This is a genomic window from Mumia sp. zg.B17 (genome assembly GCF_019550915.1).
Taxonomy (GTDB): domain Bacteria; phylum Actinomycetota; class Actinomycetes; order Propionibacteriales; family Nocardioidaceae; genus Mumia.
Genome location: NZ_JAHWCI010000008.1, coordinates 446115 through 469276 on the forward strand (window position 1 = coordinate 446115; position 23162 = coordinate 469276).

Annotated in this window: 26 protein-coding genes; 10 read left to right on the plus strand and 16 right to left on the minus strand. The window is 70.3% G+C overall.

The features are described 5' to 3' along the window. Positions 1-375: 375 nt before the first annotated feature. The gene (locus KV097_RS15480; protein WP_220343209.1) at positions 376-1023 is read left to right on the plus strand and encodes a LysE family translocator; all 648 of its coding nucleotides are present in this window, start codon (positions 376-378) and stop codon (positions 1021-1023) included. Between the two features lie 364 nt (positions 1024-1387). Here the strand turns inward: KV097_RS15480 and KV097_RS15485 are convergent, their stop codons facing one another. Next, positions 1388-2602: an MFS transporter gene (locus KV097_RS15485; RefSeq protein WP_374106994.1), complete on the minus strand. Its 1215-nt coding sequence runs from the start codon at positions 2600-2602 to the stop codon at positions 1388-1390. Positions 2603-2613: 11 nt separating this feature from the next. On the opposite strand from KV097_RS15485, the gene KV097_RS15490 reads away from it, so the two are divergent. Further along, positions 2614-3966: a GH1 family beta-glucosidase gene (locus KV097_RS15490; RefSeq protein ID WP_220366366.1), complete on the plus strand. Its 1353-nt coding sequence runs from the start codon at positions 2614-2616 to the stop codon at positions 3964-3966. A 7-nt stretch (positions 3967-3973) separates the two neighbouring features. Here KV097_RS15490 and KV097_RS15495 read toward each other — a convergent pair whose 3' ends face one another. From KV097_RS15495 to KV097_RS15510, 4 genes are all read right to left on the minus strand, one after another. Next, positions 3974-4579 carry a response regulator transcription factor gene (locus KV097_RS15495; protein ID WP_220343206.1) on the minus strand — a complete coding sequence of 202 codons (606 nt, stop codon included), beginning with the start codon at positions 4577-4579 and terminating at the stop codon, positions 3974-3976. Continuing rightward, complete coding sequence (locus tag KV097_RS15500) at positions 4576-5640, minus strand: sensor histidine kinase (protein WP_220343205.1); 1065 nt, start codon at positions 5638-5640, stop codon at positions 4576-4578. The genes KV097_RS15495 and KV097_RS15500 overlap by 4 nt, the downstream gene beginning before the upstream one ends. A gap of 5 nt (positions 5641-5645) precedes the next feature. Continuing rightward, positions 5646-6125: a DUF6069 family protein gene (locus KV097_RS15505; protein ID WP_220343204.1), complete on the minus strand. Its 480-nt coding sequence runs from the start codon at positions 6123-6125 to the stop codon at positions 5646-5648. A 125-nt stretch (positions 6126-6250) separates the two neighbouring features. Beyond that, positions 6251-6874, minus strand: a complete 624-nt coding sequence (locus tag KV097_RS15510) for a vitamin K epoxide reductase family protein (protein WP_220343203.1) — start codon at positions 6872-6874, stop codon at positions 6251-6253. 146 nt (positions 6875-7020) lie between these two features. Between KV097_RS15510 and KV097_RS15515 the strand changes: the two genes are divergently transcribed. After that, entirely contained in the window at positions 7021-8031 is a 1011-nt protein-coding gene (locus tag KV097_RS15515) for a hypothetical protein (protein ID WP_220366367.1), read from the plus strand. 5 nt (positions 8032-8036) lie between these two features. Here the strand turns inward: KV097_RS15515 and KV097_RS15520 are convergent, their stop codons facing one another. The 3 genes from KV097_RS15520 to KV097_RS15530 form a co-directional block, all read right to left on the minus strand. Further along, positions 8037-8492, minus strand: coding sequence for a hypothetical protein (locus tag KV097_RS15520; RefSeq protein WP_220343201.1), 456 nt, complete (start codon positions 8490-8492; stop codon positions 8037-8039). A gap of 73 nt (positions 8493-8565) precedes the next feature. Continuing rightward, positions 8566-9279 (minus strand): ferredoxin reductase, encoded by a 714-nt coding sequence (locus tag KV097_RS15525; RefSeq protein WP_220366562.1) that lies wholly within the window; start codon positions 9277-9279, stop codon positions 8566-8568. Positions 9280-9299: 20 nt separating this feature from the next. Continuing rightward, on the minus strand, positions 9300-9899 hold the full coding sequence (locus tag KV097_RS15530; protein ID WP_220366368.1) for a sulfite oxidase-like oxidoreductase: 600 nt from the start codon (positions 9897-9899) through the stop codon (positions 9300-9302). Between the two features lie 85 nt (positions 9900-9984). Here KV097_RS15530 and KV097_RS15535 point away from each other — a divergent pair, with 85 nt between their 5' ends. Continuing rightward, complete coding sequence (locus KV097_RS15535) at positions 9985-10614, plus strand: nucleoside/nucleotide kinase family protein (RefSeq protein ID WP_308289456.1); 630 nt, start codon at positions 9985-9987, stop codon at positions 10612-10614. Here KV097_RS15535 and KV097_RS15540 read toward each other — a convergent pair whose 3' ends face one another. The 3 genes from KV097_RS15540 to KV097_RS15550 are packed head-to-tail and all read right to left on the minus strand — an operon-like array spanning position 10615 to position 13271. Then, positions 10615-11775 carry an acyl-CoA dehydrogenase family protein gene (locus KV097_RS15540; RefSeq protein ID WP_220366369.1) on the minus strand — a complete coding sequence of 387 codons (1161 nt, stop codon included), beginning with the start codon at positions 11773-11775 and terminating at the stop codon, positions 10615-10617. A 42-nt stretch (positions 11776-11817) separates the two neighbouring features. Beyond that, complete coding sequence (locus KV097_RS15545; RefSeq protein ID WP_220345932.1) at positions 11818-12246, minus strand: pyridoxamine 5'-phosphate oxidase family protein; 429 nt, start codon at positions 12244-12246, stop codon at positions 11818-11820. Between the two features lie 14 nt (positions 12247-12260). Further along, a complete protein-coding gene (locus tag KV097_RS15550) occupies positions 12261-13271 on the minus strand; it encodes an aldo/keto reductase family protein (RefSeq protein WP_220343197.1) in 1011 nt (336 codons plus the stop codon). 69 nt (positions 13272-13340) lie between these two features. On the opposite strand from KV097_RS15550, the gene KV097_RS15555 reads away from it, so the two are divergent. Continuing rightward, complete coding sequence (locus KV097_RS15555) at positions 13341-13853, plus strand: hypothetical protein (protein ID WP_220366370.1); 513 nt, start codon at positions 13341-13343, stop codon at positions 13851-13853. Positions 13854-13896: 43 nt separating this feature from the next. After that, positions 13897-14352 carry a DUF421 domain-containing protein gene (locus KV097_RS15560; protein WP_220343195.1) on the plus strand — a complete coding sequence of 152 codons (456 nt, stop codon included), beginning with the start codon at positions 13897-13899 and terminating at the stop codon, positions 14350-14352. A 6-nt stretch (positions 14353-14358) separates the two neighbouring features. On the opposite strand, the gene ppgK is transcribed toward KV097_RS15560, so the two are convergent. The 5 genes from ppgK to hppD form a co-directional block, all read right to left on the minus strand. Further along, a complete protein-coding gene (gene ppgK, locus KV097_RS15565; protein WP_220366371.1) occupies positions 14359-15120 on the minus strand; it encodes a polyphosphate--glucose phosphotransferase in 762 nt (253 codons plus the stop codon). Positions 15121-15158: 38 nt separating this feature from the next. Continuing rightward, positions 15159-16415: an iron uptake transporter deferrochelatase/peroxidase subunit gene (efeB, locus tag KV097_RS15570; RefSeq protein WP_220366372.1), complete on the minus strand. Its 1257-nt coding sequence runs from the start codon at positions 16413-16415 to the stop codon at positions 15159-15161. Positions 16416-16446: 31 nt separating this feature from the next. Continuing rightward, positions 16447-17610, minus strand: coding sequence for an iron uptake system protein EfeO (efeO, locus tag KV097_RS15575; protein WP_220366373.1), 1164 nt, complete (start codon positions 17608-17610; stop codon positions 16447-16449). Between the two features lie 41 nt (positions 17611-17651). Continuing rightward, on the minus strand, positions 17652-18509 hold the full coding sequence (efeU, locus tag KV097_RS15580; RefSeq protein WP_220366374.1) for an iron uptake transporter permease EfeU: 858 nt from the start codon (positions 18507-18509) through the stop codon (positions 17652-17654). Between the two features lie 97 nt (positions 18510-18606). Further along, complete coding sequence (hppD, locus tag KV097_RS15585; protein WP_220343190.1) at positions 18607-19812, minus strand: 4-hydroxyphenylpyruvate dioxygenase; 1206 nt, start codon at positions 19810-19812, stop codon at positions 18607-18609. A gap of 177 nt (positions 19813-19989) precedes the next feature. On the opposite strand from hppD, the gene KV097_RS15590 reads away from it, so the two are divergent. From KV097_RS15590 to KV097_RS15605, 4 genes are all read left to right on the plus strand, one after another. Further along, the gene (locus KV097_RS15590; RefSeq protein ID WP_255559667.1) at positions 19990-20493 is read left to right on the plus strand and encodes an Lrp/AsnC family transcriptional regulator; all 504 of its coding nucleotides are present in this window, start codon (positions 19990-19992) and stop codon (positions 20491-20493) included. A gap of 153 nt (positions 20494-20646) precedes the next feature. Next, positions 20647-21738 (plus strand): Glu/Leu/Phe/Val dehydrogenase, encoded by a 1092-nt coding sequence (locus tag KV097_RS15595; protein ID WP_220343188.1) that lies wholly within the window; start codon positions 20647-20649, stop codon positions 21736-21738. Positions 21739-21772: 34 nt separating this feature from the next. Then, the gene (locus KV097_RS15600; RefSeq protein ID WP_220343187.1) at positions 21773-22702 is read left to right on the plus strand and encodes an acetamidase/formamidase family protein; all 930 of its coding nucleotides are present in this window, start codon (positions 21773-21775) and stop codon (positions 22700-22702) included. Positions 22703-22832: 130 nt separating this feature from the next. Then, positions 22833-23120 carry a hypothetical protein gene (locus tag KV097_RS15605; protein WP_220343186.1) on the plus strand — a complete coding sequence of 96 codons (288 nt, stop codon included), beginning with the start codon at positions 22833-22835 and terminating at the stop codon, positions 23118-23120. Positions 23121-23162 lie beyond the last annotated feature (42 nt).

Below are 23162 nucleotides of genomic sequence, written 5' to 3' on the forward strand. Positions count from 1 at the left end.
GTGGCAGCAGGGGCGCGGCCCGGGTACGAGGACGGCATCACGTTCTGCCGACCGCTGCCAGAGACCGCCAGAGTTCACTGGGCCGCTGCTACCAGCGGCATCCCGAAAGCGGTCTACGGGAAGTTTCGGGTCGTTTGGTTTCGGTCCAGCGTTCTGGGACCGCCTGCCCGAGCGTGTCGTCGACATCGAGGAGGCCGGCGCTCATCGTTCAGAAACGATCAGTTTCGGTCCGTTGTGGATTCCTACAAGAGGGGCAAACCCCGGCACACCCGCCCAAGAAGGGGGCGCGCTGTCGCCGGCAGCGAGTGGGAGACTTGGTGGAGTTCGGCATCGAGGGGGATGCTCACCGCAACCCTCCTCACGAAAGAAGCTTGCATGGTCTCGCTGTCCGCCGCCGTCGGTATCGCGCTCATCGAGCTCGGGCTCGCCCTCACCCCGGGGCCGAACATGATGTATCTCGTCTCCCGCAGCATCAGTCAGGGATGGCGCGCCGGAATGATGTCACTGTCCGGGACGGCCGTGGGGTTCGTCGTGTACATGGCGATGGCAAACCTCGGGTTGGCGGCAGTGTTTCTCGTCGTCCCGTGGTTGTTCATCGCCCTGAAGGTCGCGGGTGCCGTCTACCTTCTCTGGCTCGCCTACAAGACGCTCCGCCCGGGCGGGAAATCGCTGTTCGAAACCAACGATCTTCCGCGGGACTCGTTCGGCAAGCTTTTTCGCATGGGGCTCCTGACGAACCTCCTCAACCCGAAGGTCGCGATCCTCTACCTCGCGCTTATCCCGCAGTTCATCGACCCCGCAGCCGGCAGCATCGTGGCCCAAGGATTTCAGCTCGGCGCGATCCAGATCCTCGTCGGCGTTGCCGTGAACGGCGCGATCATCCTCGCCGCCGGATCAGTCGCCACGTTCCTACAACGCAAGCCGGCCTGGATGCGGTGGCAGAAGTGGGTCACTGGCACGCTCCTCGGTGCAATCGGCGTGAAGCTCGCGATCGACGCCCCCGCCCCCGCCGTCGCGCCATAGCCGACAGGAGCACTTCGCGTCGCGTTGCCGGAAACTCAGCCGCACCGAAAATCAGGACCGAAACTCCGAGGACCCATAACTGGTTTCGATCCGGGAGGGGTTTACGGCACCCCATTCTCGGGGAATCCCCTTTCTGTCCGGAAACGGTCGTTTCCGGGCTTAATATCGTGACGCTCGAACTCCTGCGGAGACGCGCTGGCGCACCCGCAGTGAAGAACTCGCGACGCTCACCGCTCGCCGAACCAGTCCGGCTGGCCAAGCGAGTGATCGCGCTCAACGAGGAGTGCCCGCATGCGTCACCGGGTCGTGGGCCTGGCGGCGTAGCCGGGAACCGCTGGGCTCCGCCTCGGCGCACCCCCGAGCGTCAGGGGCGGGCTCGGGCGACGGCCTCGATCTCGCGCTCGGGCGCGAACGTCCGCGCCACGAGCAGGATCAGCGGGACGAGGACCAGCGGCACGACGTAGATCCACCGCAGCTGACCACCGGTCGCCAACGCGCCGATCAGCGCCGCGCCGACGATGTTGCCGACGTAGTTGAAGAGGTTGAGACGCGCGATGGCAACGTCGGCATCGGTGCCGGGGATGCTGCCCGCGGCAGCGAACGCGAGCGGGATGACGATCGGCAGCCCCAACCCCATCAGGCCGAAGGCGGCGATCGCCATCCACGGCACCGGCGCGGCCACGACCAGGAAGAGCGCGACCAGCCCCACCACGGTGCCGGCGCGGACGACCGGCACGGCGCCGTGCCGGATGACGAACCGGTCGCCGGCGAGCCGCGAGATCACGGCACCAAGTTGGTAGGCCGCATATCCGAGCGGGGCGACGGTCTCGCTCGAGTCGAGCGCCTTGTGCAGATAGAGCGAGCTCCAGCTCATCACCGACGTGTCGGCGAGATAGAAGACGATCACCACGAGTCCCAGGGCCAGCAGAGGCCGCCACGGGACGTGAAGGGACGCGGCGGAGCCCTCGGAGTCGTGGGTGACCTCCTGCTCGACGCCCGGGCCCACGAGGGACGGCGAGACGACGACGGTGACCACGATCCCGACCAGTCCCAGCGCGACGAGCGAGGGCATGAGTCCGATCCCGAGCTCGGCGCTGCCGGCGGCGTACAAGGCGCCGACGATCGCGCCGATGCTCCACATGGCGTGGAACCGGGTCATGATGCTGCGGCCGTAGAGCCGTTGGACGGTCACGCCCTGCATGTTCGTCGCCGCGTCGGCCGCCCCGACGCCGATCCCGTAGACGGCGAAGGCGACGTACATGCCCGGCAGCGACTCCACCAGGCCGACCACGACGACCATCGCGCTGATGATCAGCAGGGCCAGCCGGAGAGCCAGCGCGCTCGAGTGCCGCACCGCGATCCGCTCGGCGAGCAAGGAGCCCGCCCCCGCGATGACCGACGTGAGGAGCAGCATGATCGTGACGTCGGCCTCGGTCACGCCCCGCTCGTCCTCGAACGTCGGCAGCCGCGACAAGATGGTGACCAGGATCGCGGCCTGGAGGAAGAACCCGACCGACGTCGCCAACCGTGCGCGACGCAGCGCGGCCGACGGCGCTTGCGTGATCTTGGACACGCGCACAGTATGTGCCCATGGCAGCTGGCGTGACCAGGGTCGCGAGTCACTCGTCGTTCTGGTGGGGCGCGGCGACCGCGGCGTACCAGATCGAGGGCGCCGCCGACGAGGACGGACGTGGCCCGAGCATCTGGGACACCTTCTGCGCCGAGCCCGGCCGGGTCACCGACGGCTCGTCCGGTGCGGTCGCGTGCGACTCCTACCACCGGTGGCCCGAGGACCTCGACCTCCTGGCCGATCTCGGCGCGAACGCGTACCGGTTCTCCCTCGCCTGGCCACGGGTGCAGCCCCGCGGCCAGGGACCCGTGAACCAGGCAGGGATCGGCTATTACGACCGACTCCTCGATGGCCTCCTGGAGCGGGGGATCGCGCCGGTCCCGACCCTCTTCCACTGGGACCTTCCCCAAGCCCTGCAGGACGCCGGTGGCTGGATGGCGCGCGAGACCGCCGAGAGGTTCGCCGAGTACGCCTCGGTGGTCGCCGAGGCGCTCGGCGACCGGGTCGCGGCCTGGGGCACCCTCAACGAGCCGTTCGTGCACATGGCGTTGGGATACGCCTTCGGCACCCACGCACCGGGAGAGACTCTGCTCCTCGACGCCTTCGCGGCGGGGCACCACCAGCTGCTCGCGCACGGGCTCGCGACGCAGGCGCTACGAGCAGGGCCGGGTGACGCGCCGGTGATGCTCGTCAACAACCTGACACCCGTACGCGCGGCGTCGACCTCGGCGACGGACACCGCCGCGGCGCGCGCGTACGACGCCTTCCACAACAGGATGTTCCTCGACAGCGTGCTCCGTGGCGCCTACCCCGACGAGCTCGGTGCCGCCGTGGCCGGTGCCGGCGCGGTGGTGCGAGACGGCGATCTGTCGGTGATCGGGCAGCCACTGGACCTGCTGGGCGTCAACTACTACAACCCCACGCAGGTGAAGGCGCCCGGTCCGGGCAGTCCGCTCCCGTTCGAGCTTGTGCCGATCGAGGGTCCGGCGCAGACCGGCTTCGGCTGGCCGGTCGTCCCCGACGGGCTCACCGAGCTCCTGGTCGGGTTGCGCGACACCTACGGGGCCGGGCTCCCGCCGATCGTGGTCACCGAGAACGGCTGCTCGTACCCCGACGAGCTCTCGCCCGACGGGACGGTCGACGACTCCGACCGCATCGCCTTCCTCGACGCCCACATCGGTGCGGTCGGCGAGGCGCGCGCGGCCGGCGTCGACGTCCGCGGCTACCTCGTGTGGTCGCTGCTCGACAACTTCGAGTGGGCCGAGGGCTACACCCAACGGTTCGGGCTCACCTACGTCGACTTCTCGACAGGCCGGCGCACCCCGAAGGCCTCGTACGGGTGGCTCCGTGACCGGATCGCCCGGGGCTGGTGAGGACGGGTCACAGCCAGCCGTTGTCGCGGGCCAGCAGCGCCGCCTCGGTCTTGTTGCGGGTGCCGGTCTTGCTGATCGCGACCGAGAGGTAGTTGCGGACGGTGGCCGGCGAGAGGTGGACGCGGCCGGCGATGTCGACGATCGACGAGCCGTCCTCGGCTGCCGCGAGGACCTCCTTCTCGCGCGGCGTCAACGGGTTCGCGGGTGCCCGCAGCGCCGCACCGGCGAGCTCGGGGTCGACGACGGTGCCGCCGGCGGCGACCCGCCGGATGGCATCGGCGAGGCCCTCCACGGGCGCGTCCTTGACCAGATAGCCCCGAGCGCCGGCGGCCATCGCCCGCTGGAGGTACCCGGTGCGCGCGAAGGTGGTGACGATGACGACACGGCACTCCGGAAGCACGGTCGCGAGCTGCTCTGCCGCCTCCAGACCGCTCACGTGCGGCAGCTCGATGTCGAGGAGTGCCACGTCCGGCCGCTCGCGGAGAGCAGTCGGCACGATGTCGTCGCCGTCGTCGACCTGGGCGACCACCTCGAGGTCGTCCTCGAGGTCGAGGAGCACCGCGAGCGCGCCCCGCATCATCGCCTGGTCCTCGGCGAGAAGGAGCCGGATCACGTCACCGGCACCCGCGCGACCAGACGGAAACCCTCGTCCGCCGGCTCGTACGTCAGCAAACCCCCCACCGCCGCGACCCGCCGACGAAGCCCTTCGAGCCCACCGTCACGTCTGCTCACCTCGAGAGGCCCCCCGACCCCGTCGTCGGCGACGGTCAGCTCCACCTCTCCGTCGACGCCGGTCAGCGCAAACGTCGCCTGCGTCGCGCCAGAGTGCCGGATGACGTTCGTCGCGCCCTCGCGCACCACCCAGGCGAGCGTCTCGTCGACCGGTTCGGGGAGCTCACCACCGAAGGGAACCACCTCGCTCCGGATCCCCGCCGCGTACAAGGCGTGACGTGCGCCCTCGAGCTCCTCCGACAGCCGCGGCGCCCGCATCGCGTCCACCGCGCGCCGTACGTCGACGAGCGCGTCGCGGCCGATCCGCTCGATGTCGGCGGCGTGCACGGCCGCAGCCGCCGGGTCGCGCTCCGCGAGCCTCCGTACCGCCTGCGCCTTGACCACCATCACGCTCAGGGTGTGTCCCAGGAGGTCGTGGAGGTCGCGTGAGAACCGCTCACGCTCCTCCGCCACGGCCACCCGGGCGAGCTCGGCGCGCGTGCACCGCAACGCCGCGTTCGCCTCGAGCAGCCGAAGGTAGGCCGTCGTCGCTCCGCCAGCGAGCAGCACCCCCGCGACGCCGATCCAGAACGTTTCGCCGACGTCGTCGACCCTCCACATCGCCGTCGCCGAACCGGCAGCCGCGGCGACGACGGTCACCGCCAACGGCCACCCCCTCAAGACGACGGGCGCGGTGATCGCGAGCAGGGTCCACGGAGTCATCCAGCCTTCGCCCTGCGTGGACGCGACGACCGTCGCCACACCGAGGACGACCAGTGCCGCGACGCGTCCGGTCAGCACGGTGGCGACCGAGGCTGCCGCCACCGTTGACAGGATCGCGATCTGACCGAGGACCTGCGCCGACCCGCCGTGCAGGGCGAACAACGGGACACCCGCGAGCAACGGGACCCAGACGAGGACAGCGGCGTACCGTCGCGCCTGGCAGCCCCACGTCTCGGCCATGAGGTTCAACCTACTGCTCGTCCGCGTGCGGCGACGCGCTCGCGTGGACCGTCGACGGGCCGGTGAACATGCCGCAACCACAGGATGGCCACCGCCGCGACGACCACGTGAATGCTCACCAGCGCGACCACCGCACGCGCCGACAGCGCCGAGGTCGGCGACATCAGCGAGACGACCGCGAAAGCCGTCGCGATCCAGGTCCACCACCGCAGCCCCGCCTCCGAGCGCCGCTGCATCCATCTCAACAACGCCGCACCGACCAGGACGAAGGCGACCGTGCTGAGCACGACCGACACCACGCCCACCTCCTGGACGCCGCCGCCGAACCCCTTCACCTCGAGCTCCACGCCGATGACCTGGCTCCACAGCAACCAGACGAACGCAGCGGCTGCAGCGCTCACCACCGCCGCTGCCAGGTCGTCGAGGAAGGTGCCCCGCCGGTCCGCGGTCTCCGACGTACCGTCCCGGCTCAGCTGCTCTGTCATGTCGCTCCTCCGTCCAGGGCCCGACCTGGGCCGTACGGACGACGCTACGGAGCGACGTGGGGCGGCTCCCAGAGCGAAAAGTGGGCAGTCGGGGATGACATCTGTCCTCCCGCAGGCCCGTCCCCTCAGGAGGCGAAGAGGCGCTCAGGCCCGAACTGGAACCAGATCGCCGAGACGACGGCGACGTACCAGAGGAGGACGATCAGCAGCGTCCAGTTGGAGACGAAGCGGGTCACCGCCGACGTCGGGGCCCAGGATCGCAGGTTGCGCGCGGTCACGGCCACGAACAGCGGGATCGTCACCGTCCACACCACCATGCAGTAGGGGCACAGCTTCACGAGGTTGTAGATGCTCGTGTACTGCAGGAAGGTGATCAGGGCGACCGCGAGGACCGCGCCGACCTGGAGCCCCACCCAGAACCACTCAGGCAGCCGCGTGCCCGAGAGCAGCAGCACGCCGAGCGTGGTCACCACGGAGAAGCCGGCGAGGCCCAGGAACGTGTTGGGGAAGCCGAAGAGTGAGGCCTGCCAGCTCGAGACGACGCCGCCGCAGTCGACCCAGGGGTTGATCGAGCAGGCGAGGCTGGCGCCAGGGGTCTCGAGGAGCTTGATCTTGTCGTAGGTGAGCATCGCCGAGGCGACCAGTCCGATCACGCCGCCGATCGCCATCAGCCACGCCAGAGGGCTCGCTGTCCCGGTGGCGTCCACGGCACCGTCGCGCGCCGTCACCTCGTCCTCGATGTCGATCACCTGCCCATCCTAGACAGTGCGGCCGCCGGCGCGCCGAGCAGTCGGGTGACACGTCTCACCGCGTACGAGGAACTTGGAGTGGTCGAGACCACGTTGTCCTGTTGGACTGATTACGTATCCCCGGAGGGGCGTCAAGGGAGGAGAGCATGGACTCGGGACGTACTCGAACACCGCGGCGGATGTGGATCGGGCTGGTCACGACGACGGCCGCTGCCGCACTGACGCTGCTGCTCTGCGTCACGGGGTTGCCGGACGCTCTCGTGGTGCCGGTCCTGGTCGTGCTGCTGTCCGTGATGACCGGTGGCCTGGTCGCCGACGTGCTCGTACGGCGCGACTGGCGCCGGACCGTCCGGGCCCAGCGCCGATGGCTCAACGGGCTGCCGACGGACCTCCCCGACTATCGCGGCTCGGTCGAAGAGCGTGAACGCGTGCTGTTCGGCTGGGAGAGCCGATGGTGGCGCCCGCTCGGGACCCTGTTCCTGGTGGCCCTCAGCGCTGCACTCGTCCCCTTCAACCTCCTGCTCCCCCTCGCGCCCGACGCCCCGGTCGATCAGCTGGTGGCCGGGTGGGTCACCGCGACGCTGGCGCTCACGGCGGTCCTCGTCGTCCGTACGGTCCACGCGGCCCGACTGGACAGCACCGGCCTCGTCTTCCCCACGCCTCGCCCGGCCTCGGTCGAGAGCTCGGCCGCCGAGCCGACCCGCAGCGCCGCCGCGATCGCACGCGAGGAGAGCATCGCGAAGTACCTCGTCGTCGAGGAGGAGGTCGCCCCGGAGATCCAGCTCGCCCGCGAGCTGGACCGGCTGACGTCGCTGCTCAACGACCCCGGAGTGCCTCGGCCGTATCTGCCGGTGCCGGCGGGGTGGATGCCGACCGCGGAGGCCGAAGCCACACCGGAGGAGCCGGTGGCCGAGGCTGGCCCTGAGGATGAGGCTGGTCCTGAGGATGAGGCTGGTCCTGAGGCCGAGGCCGGCCCTGAGGCCGAGGCCGGCCCTGAGGCTGAGGAGCCCGCGGCCGAGGAGCCCACGGTCGAGCGGCCGGTGGTCGAAGATCCCGCAGCGGACGAGCCCGCGGACGCTGACGAGTCCGGCGAGTCCGACCGCCCCAGCTCCGAGGGCGAGCTCGACAAGCTCGCCAAGTGGTTCCGCGCCGCCTGAGGCCGTCAGCCCTTGGGCTCTTCGGAGTCCTCCGCCCCCTGCTCCTGCTCGTAGTCACGCTCCCACTCCGACCGGGCCTCGGCGGCGGCGGCGTCCCGCTCGTCCTGGGCGGCACGGAGTGCGACGAGCGCCGAGGCGACGGCTCCGGACTCGGCCACCTCGTACGGGGTCCCTCCGATCGTGACCACGGGGACCACCGGCTCGAGGCGTCGGGCGCAGTCGGCGAGCGCGTCTCCGAGCCCGGCACCGCCCTGCCCGAGGTGGAACGAGCCGACGGCGAGGACGGTGCCCCCAGGGAGGGACTCGACGCGCTTGTCGAGCACGTCGTGGCCGATGTCGTGCTCGTCGAGGGCCGCGAGGAGCTCAGCGGTCCCCTTCTCCGAGACCGCCACCTCCACGGTCTGCGTCCCCGCGAGACCCTCGCCGATGTGAATCTCCACGTCGCTGCTGCTGCCCGTCATCAGGCGCCCCCTCTGGTGGTGGTGATCCCGGCCATCATGGCGTCCGGGACGATGGTCCGCATCCGTCGTGCGGTCAGCTCGTCGGGCCGAAGCGCTCGGTGCGGATCCGGCGCGCGTCGTGACCGAGAGCGAGAAGCATGTCCGCGGCACTCTCGACGAAGCCCGTCGGCCCGCAGATGTAGGCGGTCGGCGCGAAGTCGGGCGGCCACCCGCCCGTGTTCACGTCGGCGACGGTGAGCCGTCCGGCCGGACGGCGAGACCCCTCGGGCGCCTCTCGGGTGTAGACCTCGGTGACGTCGACACCCGGGTCGGGCATGCGCAGCTCCGAGCGGTAGAACATCTCCTCGCGCGAGCGTACGGAGTAGACGAGCCGGAAGGGGGCCTTGCTGCCGGCCTCCCTGCGCGCACGAACCATCGCCATGAGCGGGACGATGCCCGAGCCGCCGGCGACCAGGAGCACGGGCTCGGTCTGGTCCGGCCGCCACACGAACCATCCGCCGATCGGTCCGCGCACCTGCAGCTCGGAGCCGATCTCGAGCTCGTCGACCAGGAAGGGCGACACCTCGCCGCCGTCGATCGCCTGGACCGTGATCTCGGCCCGGTCCGGCTCTCCTGCCCGCGCGAGCGAGTATTCGCGGTCGGCGGTGTATCCGTCCTCGGCGGTGAGGCGGATCTCCACCCGCTGCCCGGCGGTCGCCGCCGGCTGCCCCTCGACGTGCAGGAGAAGCGTCACGGCAGTCGCCGTCTCGGTGCGACGGGCGAGCACCACGGCTCGCCTCCACGGCATCCCGGTCACGTGCCGGGGCCTCAGTCGCCCGCGTAGCGCTGCTCGCGCCAGGGGTCGCCGTAGTCGTGGTAGCCCGCGCGTTCCCAGAACCCTTGCCGGTCCGTGGTCATCAGCTCGAGCCCGGTGACCCACTTTGCGGACTTCCAGAAGTAGAGGTGGGGCACGAGGAGCCGTGCCGGTCCGCCGTGCTCGGGACGGAGCGGCTGCCCGTCGTAGCCGTACGCGACCCACGCCTGTCCGTCGCGCAGGTCCGCGAGCGGGAGGTTGGTGGTGTAGCCGCCGTACGAGTGCGCCATCGCGTACGAAGCGCCGGTGTCGATGAACGACAGCAGGACGTCGAGGCTGACTCCCGTCCACCGGGTGCCGAGCTTGCTCCACTTGGTGACGCAGTGGATGTCGACGGTGATGTCCTCGCGCGGGAGCGCCTGCAGCTCCATCCAGCTCCAGTGGTGCTTCTCGCCGCCCTCGGTGGTGATCGTGAAGGACCAGGCCCCCGGGGCGACCTGCGGGGTGGGTCCGGCCGACAGCACCGGGAAGCCACGCTCGAGGTACTGCCCCGGGGGAAGGGTGACGTCGTCGTCACCGCGCCGGCCGCGGAACCCTCGCGTGATGATGTTCATCGCGTCCTCCGTCGGGTGGCCAGAGCACGAGCGTAGAGGGTCCGACCGCCTGCCCGCACGGCTCGTGCACGACACACTGGTGTGCGTGACGATCGTCGTGGACGACCTCGACCGGGCTGCCGACCGCGCTCACCGACTCGTACGAGACGGTGGACGCCTCCTCGGGATCACCGGCGCACCGGGGGTGGGCAAGTCGTGGCTCGTCGGGGAGCTCCTTGTGAGGGCGACCGATCTGGACGTCGCGCACCTCCCGATGGACGGGTTCCACCTGGCCGACGTCACTCTGGACCGGCTGGGGCTGCGCGACGTGAAGGGGGCGCCCACGACCTTCGACGTCGGCGGGTACGCCGCCACGCTCCGCCGGATCGCCCGCCGCGAGGAGGAGGTCGTCTACGGCCCGGCGTTCGAGCGCGAGCTGGAGCAGCCCGTGGCCGGGGCGATCGCGGTTCCGCGTGCCGCCCAGCTCGTGCTCACCGAGGGCAACTACCTCCTGCTCGAGGAGCCCGGCTGGCAGGCGGTGAGAGCGCTGCTCGACGAGGTGTGGTTCCTCGCCGAGGACGAGGAGCTCCGCGTACGCCGGCTCGTGGCGCGGCACGTCGCCTTCGGGAAGTCGCCGGCCGCGGCCGAGGCGTGGGTGGCGCGCAGCGACCAGGCCAACGCGCGGCTGGTCGAGGCCACGCGAGCACGGGCCGACGTCGTCGTCCGGCTGACCTGATCAGGCGTTGCGTCGATGCTCCCGCAGGAGGTTCGAGCCGATGATCAGGCGCTGGATCTCGCTCGTGCCTTCATAGAGGCGGAGGAGTCGGACGTCGCGATAGATGCGCTCGACGGTCGAGTCCCTCATGTAGCCGGAGCCGCCGTGGACCTGGACCGCGAGGTCGGCGACGCGGCCGGCCATCTCCGTGCAGTACAGCTTCGCCGCGGACGGGCCGATCCGGCGGTCCTCTCCGCTGACGAAGCGGCGGGCGGTGTCACGGACGAGGCTACGGCCGGCGAGGACACCGACCTGCTGGTCGGCCAGCATCGCCTGGACGAGCTGGAAGTCACCGATGGGCGTGCCTCCCTGGGTGGCCGTCGCTGCGTACGCGACCGACTCGTCGAGGGCCCGCTGCGCCTGGCCCACCGCGAGCGCGGCGATGTGGACGCGGCCTTTGGCCAGCGACGTCATCGCGGCGCGGTAGCCGACGTCGACCGCGCCGCCGACCAGCGCGTCGTCCGGGACGCGGACGTCGTCGAGGTGCACGTCGGCCGTCCAGGCGCCTTCCTGGCCCATCTTGCGGTCGTGCGGTCCGACGGTGACCCCCGCCGTGCCGCCCGGCACGAGGAAGACCGCGATCTGGTCGCCCTCCTCCGCGTCGACGCGGGCGAACACCATGAAGAGGGCGGCGAGCGGAGCGTTGGTGATGAACCGCTTCTCCCCGGTGATCGACCACCCGTCGTCGACGCGCACCGCCCTGGTGCGCAGCCCCGCGGGGTTGGACCCCGCACCCGACTCGGTGAGGGCGAACGACGCCACGACGTCACCGCTGGCGATCCGTTCGAGCCAGGTCGCCTTCTGGACGTCGGTGCCGAAGTTCACCAGCACCTGCCCGGCGATGCCGTTGTTGGTGCCGAACATCGACCGGAACGCGAGCGACGTGTATCCCAGCTCCATCGCCAGCTCGACCTCCTGGACGAGGTCGAGCCCGAGCCCGCCCCACTCCTGGTCGATGGCGTACCCGAACAGGCCCATCGCCTTCGCCTTGGCGAGCAGGTCGGCGGGGATCGCGTCCGCGTCGGCGATCTCTCGCTCGCGCGGCACGACGTCTCGGCGGACGAGCTGGCGCACCTGCTCGAGCATGTCCGCGAGCTCGTCTGGGCTCACCGTCGGGTTCATGGCGCGATCATGCCGGGTGGGCCGCACCGTGTCTCGTGAGGGTCAGCTCCAGGCGATCCGACGCCCGCTGACCGCGGTGGGCGTGAGCGAGATCCAGAGCACCCGGGCACCGTCCGCCCACGGCGTCGCACGGTTCGGCCCCCACAGGTCGTTGAGGACCTTGGGGTCGGTCTCGTGCTGACCGATGCCGGTGAGCAGGACCGACCACCCGGTCTGGTTGGCGCCGTCGATCGTGTCGACCTCGAAGGCGATCGGCGTGTCGGTGACGGCCTGGGCGACCGCGCCGTACGGCGTGGTGCGGAACAGGATCCGGTGCTCGTGGACCATGAAGTTCACCGGGAAGATCTGCGGCGACCCCTCGGCCACGAACCCGATCCGGCCGACCTCCTGGGTGCCGACGAGCTCCCAGCACTCGCTCTCCGACAGCTGCATGAGACGGCGGTTCGGCCCTGTCTCCCCCAACGTGCTCATCGTGTCCCTCTCCGTCAGCTCGGGCGCGTGTCAGGCGCGTTGCGTGCGGTCATCGCCGGATCGCGCACGACGACGTCACCGAGGACCTCGTCGATCGTCTTGAGCACCTCGGCATCGAGGCGCACACCGCTCGCCTTGACGTTGTCGGTGACCTGCTCCGGTCGCGAGGCGCCGATGATCGCCGCGGCGACGTTCGGGTTCTGCAGGACCCACGCGACCGCGAGCTGCGCCATCGACAGCCCGAGGTCGTCGGCGATCGGCTCGAGCCGCGCGACGCGCTCGAGCACATCGTCCTGGAGGAAGCGAGCGACCATGTCGGCCCCGCCCTTGGTGTCGGTGGCGCGCGAGCCCTCGGGCGCCGGCTGACCGGGCTTGTACTTGCCGGTGAGCACGCCCTGCGCGATGGGGGACCACACGATCTGGCTGATCCCGAGCTCCTCGCTCGTCGGCACGACCTCGCCCTCGATGACCCGCCACAGCATCGAGTACTGCGGCTGGCTCGAGATCAGCTGGACGCCGAGGTCCTGCGCGAGCGCGTGCCCGGCGCGGATCTGGTCGGCCGTCCACTCGGAGACACCGATGTAGAGCGCCTTGCCGGAGCGTACGACGTCGGCGAAGGCCTGCATCGTCTCCTCGAGCGGCGTCTCCACGTCGTAGCGGTGCGCCTGGTAGAGGTCGACGTAGTCGGTCTGCAGACGGCGCAGCGACGCGTCGATCGACTCGCGGATGTGCTTGCGGGACAAGCCCGAGTCGTTGTGCCCCCGCGGACCGGTCGGCCAGTAGACCTTCGTGAAGATCTCCAGCGACTCGCGCCGCTCGCCCTTGAGCGCGTCGCCGAGCACCTCCTCCGCGACGGTGTTGGCGTAGACGTCGGCGGTGTCGAAGGTCGTGATGCCCTCGTCGAGGGCCTGGCGCACGCATGCCTGCGCGACGTCGGCCTCCACCTGGGAGCCGTGGGTGAGCCAGTTGCCGTACGCGATCTCGCTGATCTTGAGGCCGCTGTTGCCGAGGTAACGGAAGTCCATGTCACCCACGTTAGTGCGAGGTGCCCGACAGGGTCGGTCAGCGACCGCTGAGCAGGGCAGGATGACCCCGTGACGACGACGTACGAGGACGTGCCCGAGGACACGACGACCGGCACGGCCCGGTGGACGACGCGGGTCGTCCTCATCGCCCTGTTCCTCTTCGTCGTCGCGGGAGCGGCGGGTCTGCTCGGCGTCCGCAACCTCACCGCGACCGCCGAGGACGGTGGATTCACGCTCTCGGTGAACTATCCGCGACTCGCGCGCGCCGGACTCGACACCCCGCTCTCGATCACCGTGTCGAACCCCGACGGCGTCGGTGAGGAGGTCGTGGTGGGGATCTCCCAGGAGTACCTCGAGATCTTCGAGACCCAGGGCATCTTCCCGGAGCCGACCGACAGCAGCACCGACGGCACGTACCTCTATCTCACGATCGCCGCTGAGCCCGGGGCGACCACGGTCCGGCTCGACTTCGACATCTACGTCCAGCCGTCGAGCCAGGAGGGCAAGCAGGCGACGGTCTTCGTCGCCGACGGCAGCACCCGGCTCGCCGAGACCACCATCCAGACGACGCTCCTGCCCTGACCTGGAGCAGGACGACTCGACTACCGCAGAACGGAGGCCGGCGATGGAGATCGTCGTCCGCGCCATCATCATCTTCGCCTTCCTGTGGCTCATCACCCGAGCCGTCGGACGCTCGACCCTGGGGGAGCTCAGCACGTTCGAGCTGATCCTGTTCATCGTGATGGGCGACCTCGTCCAGGGCGCCGTCACGCAGCAGGACAGCTCGATCACCGGCGCCGTGCTGGCCGTCGGCACCTTCACGCTCCTGACCGTGTCGCTGTCGTGGCTGGCGTGGCGCTTCCCTGACCGGCTGCGCTTCATCAAGGGCTCGCCGGTCGTGGTGATGCGCGACGGGGAGCCACGCATGAAGGTGCTGCGGGACCAGCGGCTCGCGCTGGAGGACCTCATCACCTCCGCCCGCGAGCAGGGCGTACGTCGCCTGTCCGACGTGGAGATCGCCGTCCTCGAGATCGACGGTCGGATCTCGTTCTTCACCTACGAGCCCGAGACGACCGCCTGATACACCTCAGTCCTGCGCTCGTGACGCCCTCAGAGCAGCGCCGATGATGCCGGCGGAGTTGCCGAGCCGCGCGGCGACGATGGGCGCGCGCAGGTGCAGGAGGGGGAGGAACTTGTCGGCGTGCTTCGCGACTCCTCCCCCGACGATGAACAGGTCGGGCCAGAGCAGGTCCTCGAGCCGGGCGTAGTAGCGCTGGAGACGCTCGGCCCACTCCTCCCACGAGAGGTCCTCGTTCTCACGCGCGGCAGACGAGGTGGACTTCTCGGCGTCCTCGCCGTCGATGCGCAGGTGGCCGAGCTCGCTGTTGGGGACGAGGTGTCCCTCGTTGAGGATCGCCGTCCCGATGCCGGTGCCGAGGGTGGTCATGATGACGAGACCGGACGTGTCGCGCCCCGCGCCGTACTCACGCTCGCCGATCCCGGCGGCGTCGGCGTCGTTCAGGACGACCACCTGCCGCCCGAGTCGCTCGGTGAGCAGGCGGACGGCGTCGGTGCCGATCCAGCTGCGGTCGATGTTGGCGGCCGTACGGACCAGGCCGCGTGTCACGACGGCCGGCAACGCGACGCCGACCGGGGCCTTGCGGTCATGGTCGCCGAAGTGGTCGACGATCTCGGCGATGACGTCGACGACCGCGTCCGGTGTCGACTCCTTCGGGGTCTCGATCCGGAGCCGCTCAGCGGCGAACTCGCCCTTCTTCAGGTCGACCGGCGCGCCCTTGATGCCGCTGCCGCCGACGTCGATCCCGATCGGACGGGTCTCTTTTGCCATGGTCACCAACGTGCCACTCCGACCGGCGTCGCGCAGGCTCAGGCGGAGAAGAGGCCCTGCCCGACGTACTCGCCGCGCCGGACACCCGGAGGGATTGCGAACAGCCCGGAGCCGGTGTGCTGGACGTATTCCTGCATGTCGTCGAGGGTGGACAGCCGCATCTGCACCGGCACGAAGTGCGTCGTGGGGTCGACGACGTAGGCGAGGAAGAAGAGACCGGCATCCATCCGGCCGATGTCGGAGCTGCCGTCGACGAGGTTGTAGCCACGGCGCAGCATCTGCACGCCGCCGTTGTGGTCGGGGTGCGCGATGCGGACGTGGGCGGCGGGGTCGACCAAGGGCTTCCCCTCGCGGCCGGCCCGCTCGAAGTCGGGCTGGTCGCGCTCGACGCCGCCGGACAGCGGCGCCCCCTCAGACTTGGTCCGGCCGACCACGCGCTCCTGCTCACGCAGCGACTGCCGGTCCCAGGTCTCGATCGTCATCGTGATGCGCCGCGCGACCAGGTAGCTGCCCCCGGCCATCCACGGCTGGTCGGCGTCCTCGCCGACCCACACGTGGTCGGCCAGAGCGTCACGGTCGTCGGACTTGACGTTCATCGTCCCGTCCTTGAAGCCGAACAGGTTGCGAGGCGTCGCCTCGTCTCGGATCGTGGTCGACGTCTTGCCGAACCCGAGCTGTGACCACCGCATGCCGACGGTGCCGAAGCCGATCCGGGCAAGGTTGCGGATCGCGTGCACGGCGACCTGCGGGTCGTCGGCGCACGCCTGCACGCAGAGGTCACCCTCGCTGCGCTCGGGGCGCAGGTTGTCACCGGGGAAGTGCGGAAGGGGATCGAGCGCGGCCGGCCGCCTGCCGGACAGGCCGAACCGGTCGTCGAAGAGCGAGGCCCCGAAGCCGAACGTCAGCGTGAGCCGCGACGGAGGAAGGTCGATCGCCTCGCCGGTGTCGTCCGGCGGGGCGTCGTAGTCTCCGGACGTCGGCCCGGAGGGTCCTGCGCCGTCACCATGCATCATGCGGGCGGCGGCGTCGGTCCACGCGCGCAGCATGTCGACCAGTGCCGCGCGCGAGTCGGTGGTGACGTCGAACGTCGCGAAGTGGAGGCGATCCTGCACGGGCGTGACGATGCCCGGCTGGTGCGCGCCGTAGAGGGAGTACGCCGCCGCGGCACCGGCGCGCTCGGTCTCGACGGCCGTCGCCCGCCCCGCACCGAACCCGACCGCAGCCGCGCCGACCCCGAGAGCGGCCCCACCGCCGATCAGGCCGCGCCTGCTGATCCCTCGTCGCTCCTCGCCCATGTCCTCACCTCCGATGCCTGATGCCCCTGTCTCAGACCGTCGCGGCGGCGAGCCGGGACAGCGGCTCGCTCAGCGCGTTGACGGCGTCGGACAGCGCCTTGACCTGCTCGGTCGTCAACTGGTCGTAGGCGACGAAGCCGTCACCGTCCTTGTGCTCGTCGAGGAGCGCCTGGAGCGCGTCGAAGCGCTCTGCGATCTGCGTGGCGAGCACCTCGTCGTTCTTCTCGACGATCGGCTGCACGCCCTCGAACGCGACGCGCGCGCCGTCGACGTTGGCCTGGAAGTCCCAGAGGTCGGTCCGCGACCAGTACTCCTCCTCGCCGGTCACCTTGCCTGTGGCGACCTCGTCGAGCAGGCCACGGGAGCCGTTCGCGATCTGGTCGACGGAGTACGTGAGGTCCTGGACCCGGTCGTCGAGGGTCTGGGTGTTGGCCAGCAGGTCGTCGGCGTACGTCGACCGCTCCGCGCGGGTCAGCGGCTCGTAGCCCTTGGCCCGCTGCGGCCAGAGGTCCTTCTCGATCAGGTGCCACCCGGTCCAGCGCTGGCCCGGCTCGAGGTCGGCCTCGCGCGCGTCCATCTTGGGATCGAGGTCACCGAACGACTCGGCCACCGTCTCGATGCGCTCCCAGTGCTGGCGCGCGACCGGATAGAGCTCGCGGGCCTCGTCGTCCTTGCCGGCCGTGTAGAGCGCGACGAACCGCGTCGTCTGGTCGAGCAGCTGGGCGCTCTGGTCCTGCACGTACGCGGCGTAGTTCTTGTTGGCCTGGTCGACCAGCACCTTGTCGTCCCCGCTGGCCGTGACGTCCTCGTCGGAGGGAGTCACCGCGAAGTCGTCGCGGATGCCCTCCCCCTTCATGCCCGGCTTGCAGGCGGTCACGTAGTCGCCCTCGGGCGCCGTCACCACGAGGTCACGAGTCAGGCCCGGGCCGATGTTCTCGATCTCGGCGACGATCCGCAGGCCGTCGGAGGCCAGCAGGTAGAACTCGGTGACCTCCGAGCCGTCGTTGCGGACGCTGAACCTCAGGTTGCCCGCGGGAGCCTTGGTGGCCGACAGCTCACAGCCGTCGGCGGTCGAGACCACGTCGAGGCTGCGGGCGTCACCTGCGTCGGCGGGTCGGTTGTCGGTGCACCCGGCGAGGACGCCGACCGACAGGGTGACGAGCCCGACGACGGCGGGGAGGGAGGTACGACGCATGTGAGCGGATCCTTCGTGGGGTGATGCGGTGTGGCGGTCGGTCAGGCGGAGACGCGCTGCTCGACCGGTCGGTCGGACCGGTCGCGGCGTCGCATCGTGAGGAGGAAGAGGGTCATCGTCGGGACGAGGTACAGCAGCCAGGCGAGGCCCTCGAGGACGGTGGTGGCGGGCGAGAAGTTGAAGACACCCTTGAGAAGGGTGGCGTACCAGGTGGCCGGGTCGATGACGTCGGAGACGTCGAAGAGCACGTTGCCCAGCCCCGGGAGGATCCCCGCCTCCTGGAGGTCGTGCACCCCGTACGAGAGCACTCCCGCGGCCACGACGACGAGGAACGCTCCGGTCCAGAGGAAGAAACGCGAGAGGTTGATCCGGATCGCGCCCCGGTAGAAGAGGTAGCCGAGCACGACGGCGGTCGCGAGCCCGAGGGCGGCGCCGAGCAGCGGCTCCCACGTCGCGGTCTGGCCGTCGGCGGTGGCGGTCTGGGTCGCTGCCCAGAGGAACAGCGCCGTCTCGAGTCCCTCGCGGCCGACGGCGAGGAGGGCGACGACCACCAGGGACCAGCGTCCGGCGTCGGCGGCGACGTCGATCTTGCCGCGGAGCTCGCCGCTGATCGTGCGGGCCGCGCCCGCCATCCAGAAGACCATCCAGGTCACGAATGCCACGGCGATGATGCTCAGCGTGCCGCCGATCGCCTCCTGCGCCTCGAACGTCAGGCCGCGCGGACCGAAGGTCAGCAGGGCACCGAAGGCCGCGCTGATCCCGACGGCGAGTGCCACTCCTGCCCAGATCTGCGGCAGGAGGTGGCGTCGCTCGGTCTTCACGAGGTAGGCGACGAGGATGCTGATGACCAGCGCCGCCTCGAGCCCCTCGCGCAGGCCGATGAGATAGTTCGCGAACACGCTTCCCCCTTGGCTTCTGTAAGCCTTTCCTAACTTAACCACGTTCGGCCGGGAGTCGCGCAAGGGCCGGCCCGTACGGCCGGCCCCTCCGCACTGATCAGAAGTTGCCGCGCCGCTCCTGCTCGCGCTCGATCGCCTCGAAGAGCGCCTTGAAGTTGCCCTTGCCGAAGCCGAGCGAGCCGTGGCGCTCGATCAGCTCGAAGAAGACGGTCGGCCGGTCACCGACCGGCTTGGTGAAGATCTGGAGGAGATAGCCGTCCTCGTCGCGGTCGACGAGGATCCCTCGGGCCTGGAGCTCCTCGATCGGCACCCGGACCTCGCCGATCCTCGCCCGCAGCTCGGGGTCGGTGTAGTAGGAGTCGGGCGTCGCGAGGAACTCCACCCCCTCCGAACGCAGGACGTCGACGGCGTTGACGATGTCGTTGGTCGCCAGGGCGAGGTGCTGGGCGCCCGGGCCGCCGTAGAACTCGAGGTACTCGTCGATCTGTGACTTCTTCTTGCCCGCCGCCGGCTCGTTGAGGGGGAACTTGACCCGGTGGTTGCCGCTGGCCACGACCTTGCTCATCAGCGCCGAGTAGTCGGTCGCGATGTCGTCGCCGATGAACTCGGCCATGTTCGTGAACCCCATCACGCGGTGGTAGAAGTCCACCCAGGCGTCCATGCGGCCGAGCTCGACGTTGCCGACGACGTGGTCGAGCGCCTGGAAGATGCGCTTCGGCGCTCCCGCCCGCTTCTCGTACGCGCTGGTGCGCTCGACGAAGCCGGGCAGGTACGGACCGGAGTACGCCGACCGGTCGACGAGGGTGTGCCGGGTCTCGCCGTAGGTGGCGATGGCCCCGGTGCGGATGGTGCCGTGCTCGTCGGTGACGTCGTGCGGCTCCTCGAGCACCGTCGCGCCCTGCTCACGCGCGTGGGCGATGCAGCGGTCGACGTCGGGCACCTCGAGCGCGATGTCGACGATGCCGTCTCCGTGCGCCGCGTGGTGGGCGATCAGAGGACTGTCCGGTGCGACGGCGCCCTTGAGGACGAAGCGCACGCCGCCGCTGCGCAGGACGTACGCGCAGTGGTCACGGTTGCCGGTCTCCGGGCCGGAGTAGGCGACGAGCTCCATGCCGTACGCCGACTGGTAGTAGTGCGCGGCCTGCGTCGCGTTGCCGACCACCCACACCACGGCGTCCCAGCCGGTGACCGGGAAGGGGTCGTTGGCCTCGTCGTACTCCACCAGTCCGACGAGCTTCTTGAGCTGGTCGACGTCGAGTCCGGCGAGAGCCTCCTCGCTGGTCAGCGTGTGCTCGATGGTCATCGTGTCCTCCGGTTTGTTGCGCGAGCGAGCGGGTCGAGCCTCGTGTCCCAGATCACATCGCGCGGACGATCGACTGTGCAACCGGCACCTCCTCACCTGGCCGCAACGTGCAGATCGCCCACCGGAAGGCAGGTTTGACTGGACGGATCGTCTACTTCGTACGAGAGTGGCGTCGTGATGCTCGACCAGCTTGACCTCGCCCTGATCGCGGTGATGCACGACCACCCCCGCGCGGGGGTGCTGGAGCTCTCGCGCACCACCTCCGTCGCCCGCGGCACCGTCCAGGCCCGTCTGCGGCGGCTGGAGGAGGCAGGCGTGATCACCGGGTACGGCCCTGACGTCGACCTGCGGGCGGCCGGCTTCCCCGTCCAGGCCTACGTCACGCTCGAGATCGCGCAGGGCGCCCTGGACGAGGTCCGGGAGGCGCTCGACGCGATCCCGCAGGTGGTGGAGGCCGTCGTGACGACGGGGTCGTTCGACGTCCTGTGCCTGGTCGCAACGGCCTCGCACGAAGAGCTCCAGGGCACCCTGCTTCGGCTCGACCAGTCGCCGAGCATCGTCCGGTCCACGAGCATCGTCGTGCTGTCGGTGCTGATCCCGCGTCGCGTCCAGCCGCTGCTGGAGTCGGCTCCTCGCCCTGGGACCACCCGCGCCCCGGCATACCGCTCGCACGGCAGCTGATGAGCAGACTGCGCAGCAGAGCCAGCGTTTCTCGGCACGAAGTGATCAGGACACTGAGTTCGAGCACGTGATGTTGACCACATCCGTGGGCGCTCCGAGCATGGGTGCCGACCCCTGGCGCCGACCGCGCCCCTCGGACTCGGAAGGACGCGCATGACCACCACCGCACGCGACACCGTCGACGGCATCTTCGACGGACTCGAGGGGCTGACGATCGACTCCCACGAGCGCGTCCACTTCCACCACGACGAGGCCACCGGGCTGAGCGCGATCATCGCCGTGCACGACACCCGGCTCGGTCCGGCACTCGGCGGCACGCGGTTCTACCCGTACGCGTCCGGGAGCGATGCCCTCACCGATGTGCTCCGTCTCTCGGAGGGCATGACGTACAAGGCAGCGGCCGCGGGGCTCGACCTCGGCGGCGGCAAGGCCGTGATCGTCGGGGACCCGGCGACACTCAGGTCGCGGGCGCTGCTCCGCGCGTACGGTCGGTTCGTCGGGTCGCTGGGGGGCCGATACATCACCGCGGGTGACGTGGGTGTCACGGCGGAGGACCTCGACGTGGTCGGCGAGGAGACCCCGTACGTCGTCGGTCGCACGGTCGCGGCGGGCGGCTCGGGTGACAGCGGGTTCGCGACGGCGTTGGGCGTGTTCTCCGCGATGCGCGCGGCCGCCGCGCACACGTTCGGGAGCGCCGACCTCGGCGCTCTGACCGTCGGCGTCGAGGGGGCGGGCAAGGTCGGTCTCCGGCTGATCGGACTGCTGCGCGACCAGGGAGCGCGTGTGGTGCTCGCCGAGCCCGACGCCGGCGCACGTCGCCGGGCCGGGGAGACCCATCTCGGGCTGGAGCTCGTGGACTCGGTGGTCGACGCCGAGGTGGACGTCTATGCCCCGTGCGCCCTCGGCGGCACGCTCACGCCGGCCTCGGTCGGGACGGTGCGCGCCGGTCTCGTCTGCGGCGCCGCCAACAATCAGCTCTCGACTCCGGACGTCGAGGAGATGCTCGTCGAGCGTGGGACGGTCTGGGTGCCGGACTACGTCGCGAACGCAGGAGGCCTCGTCCAGGTCGGCGGCGAGCGCGACGGCAGCACGCCCGACCAGGTCCGGGTGAGGGTCGCCGCGCTGGAGGACCGCGTCCGCGACATCTTCGCGACGGCGAGCGCGGAGAGGACGACGGCCGGTGCCGCAGCCCGTGCTCTGGCCCGCCGACGTCTGGACGCCGCCGAGGCGCCGCCCGGCAGGTGACGGCGAGACCTCCACGTGCGCGAGGATCGTCGGCATGACCCACCACGACCTCGCCGGCGATCCTCAGCACCTCTGGACGACGACCCACGAGCCCCGGCTGGAGGTCGCGTCCGGCGACACGGTGTCGTTCGACTGCGAGGATGCCGTGAACGGGCGGTACGACGAGGTGCCGACGGGCGGAGCGCTGCCTGCGTCCGACCCGACACGGCCGATGTACCCGCTCGCCGGCCCCGTCGTGGTCGCCGGCGCAAGGCCCGGTGACGTGCTCGAGGTGGAGATCCTCGAGGCGGAAGGGACCAAGGGATTCGGCTGGACCGTGCTGGGGCCGGACGAAGGACTGCTCGCCGCCGACTTCAGCGAGAGGTACCTGTTCCGCTGGGAGATCGACGGCGACCACACCGACATGGGCGACGTGGCGCGCGTGCCGGTCCGTCCGTTCTTCGGCGTCGTCGGCGTCTGCCCGGACACCGTCGAGCCGCTGCCGGTCATGCCGCCAGGCACGTTCGGCGGCAACCTCGACTGCCGCGACCTCGTCGTCGGCTCGTCGGTGTTCCTGCCGGTCCAGGTGCCGGGCGCTCGGCTCGCGATCGGCGACCCGCACGCGGCGCAGGGTGACGGCGAGGTGTGCGTGAGCGCGGTCGAATGGGCGGCCCGCGGTTCCGTACGCGTTCGCCTGCACCAGGGGCGATCGATCCCCGGGCCGCAGTTCCGGACTCCCGGTGCGCTGCGCACGGGGCTCGAGGATGCCGGCTGGTATGCGACGACCGGGGTGGCGCCGTCCTTGATGCGGGCCGCTCAGGACGCCGTGCGGGCGATGATCGACCACCTCGGCCACACCTACGGGCTCGACCCGCGCGACGCCTACGTGCTGTGCAGCGTCGTGGTCGACCTCAAGATCAGCGAGGTGGTCGACGCACCGAACTGGGTGGTCAGCGCGTACCTGCCGTTGAGCGTCATGCGCTGACGCGCACGCCGCGGTCGGGGAGGTTTGGAGATGTTACCGCCGGGTACCTGAGTTTGATCGCGTTTTCGCGGCCCGGGAGAGGCCGAGCCGATCCGGCTAGAGCCTCCTGATCTCACACAAGGAATTCACAATGTCGACCACGCATGCCACCCACCAGAACCACGACCGCTCGACCGCCCGACTGAGCACCGAGACCAAGGCGTCCTTCAAGACGAGCGAGCTCATCGCCTACGTCGTCGTCGCGCTCGGCGTCCTGATCGCCTCGGCCTTCGTCGACGGCAGCGACTTCGGTCCTCAGGAGGCATGGTTCTACGTGACCCTCCTGACGATCGGCTACATGGTCAGCCGCGGCCTGGCGAAGTCCGGAAGCCGTGACTTCTACGACGCCGGCGACCGGGCTGAGTCCGACCGCCACTGATCTCGTACCGAGACACCGAACCGCCTCAGCGTCTGACGCTGG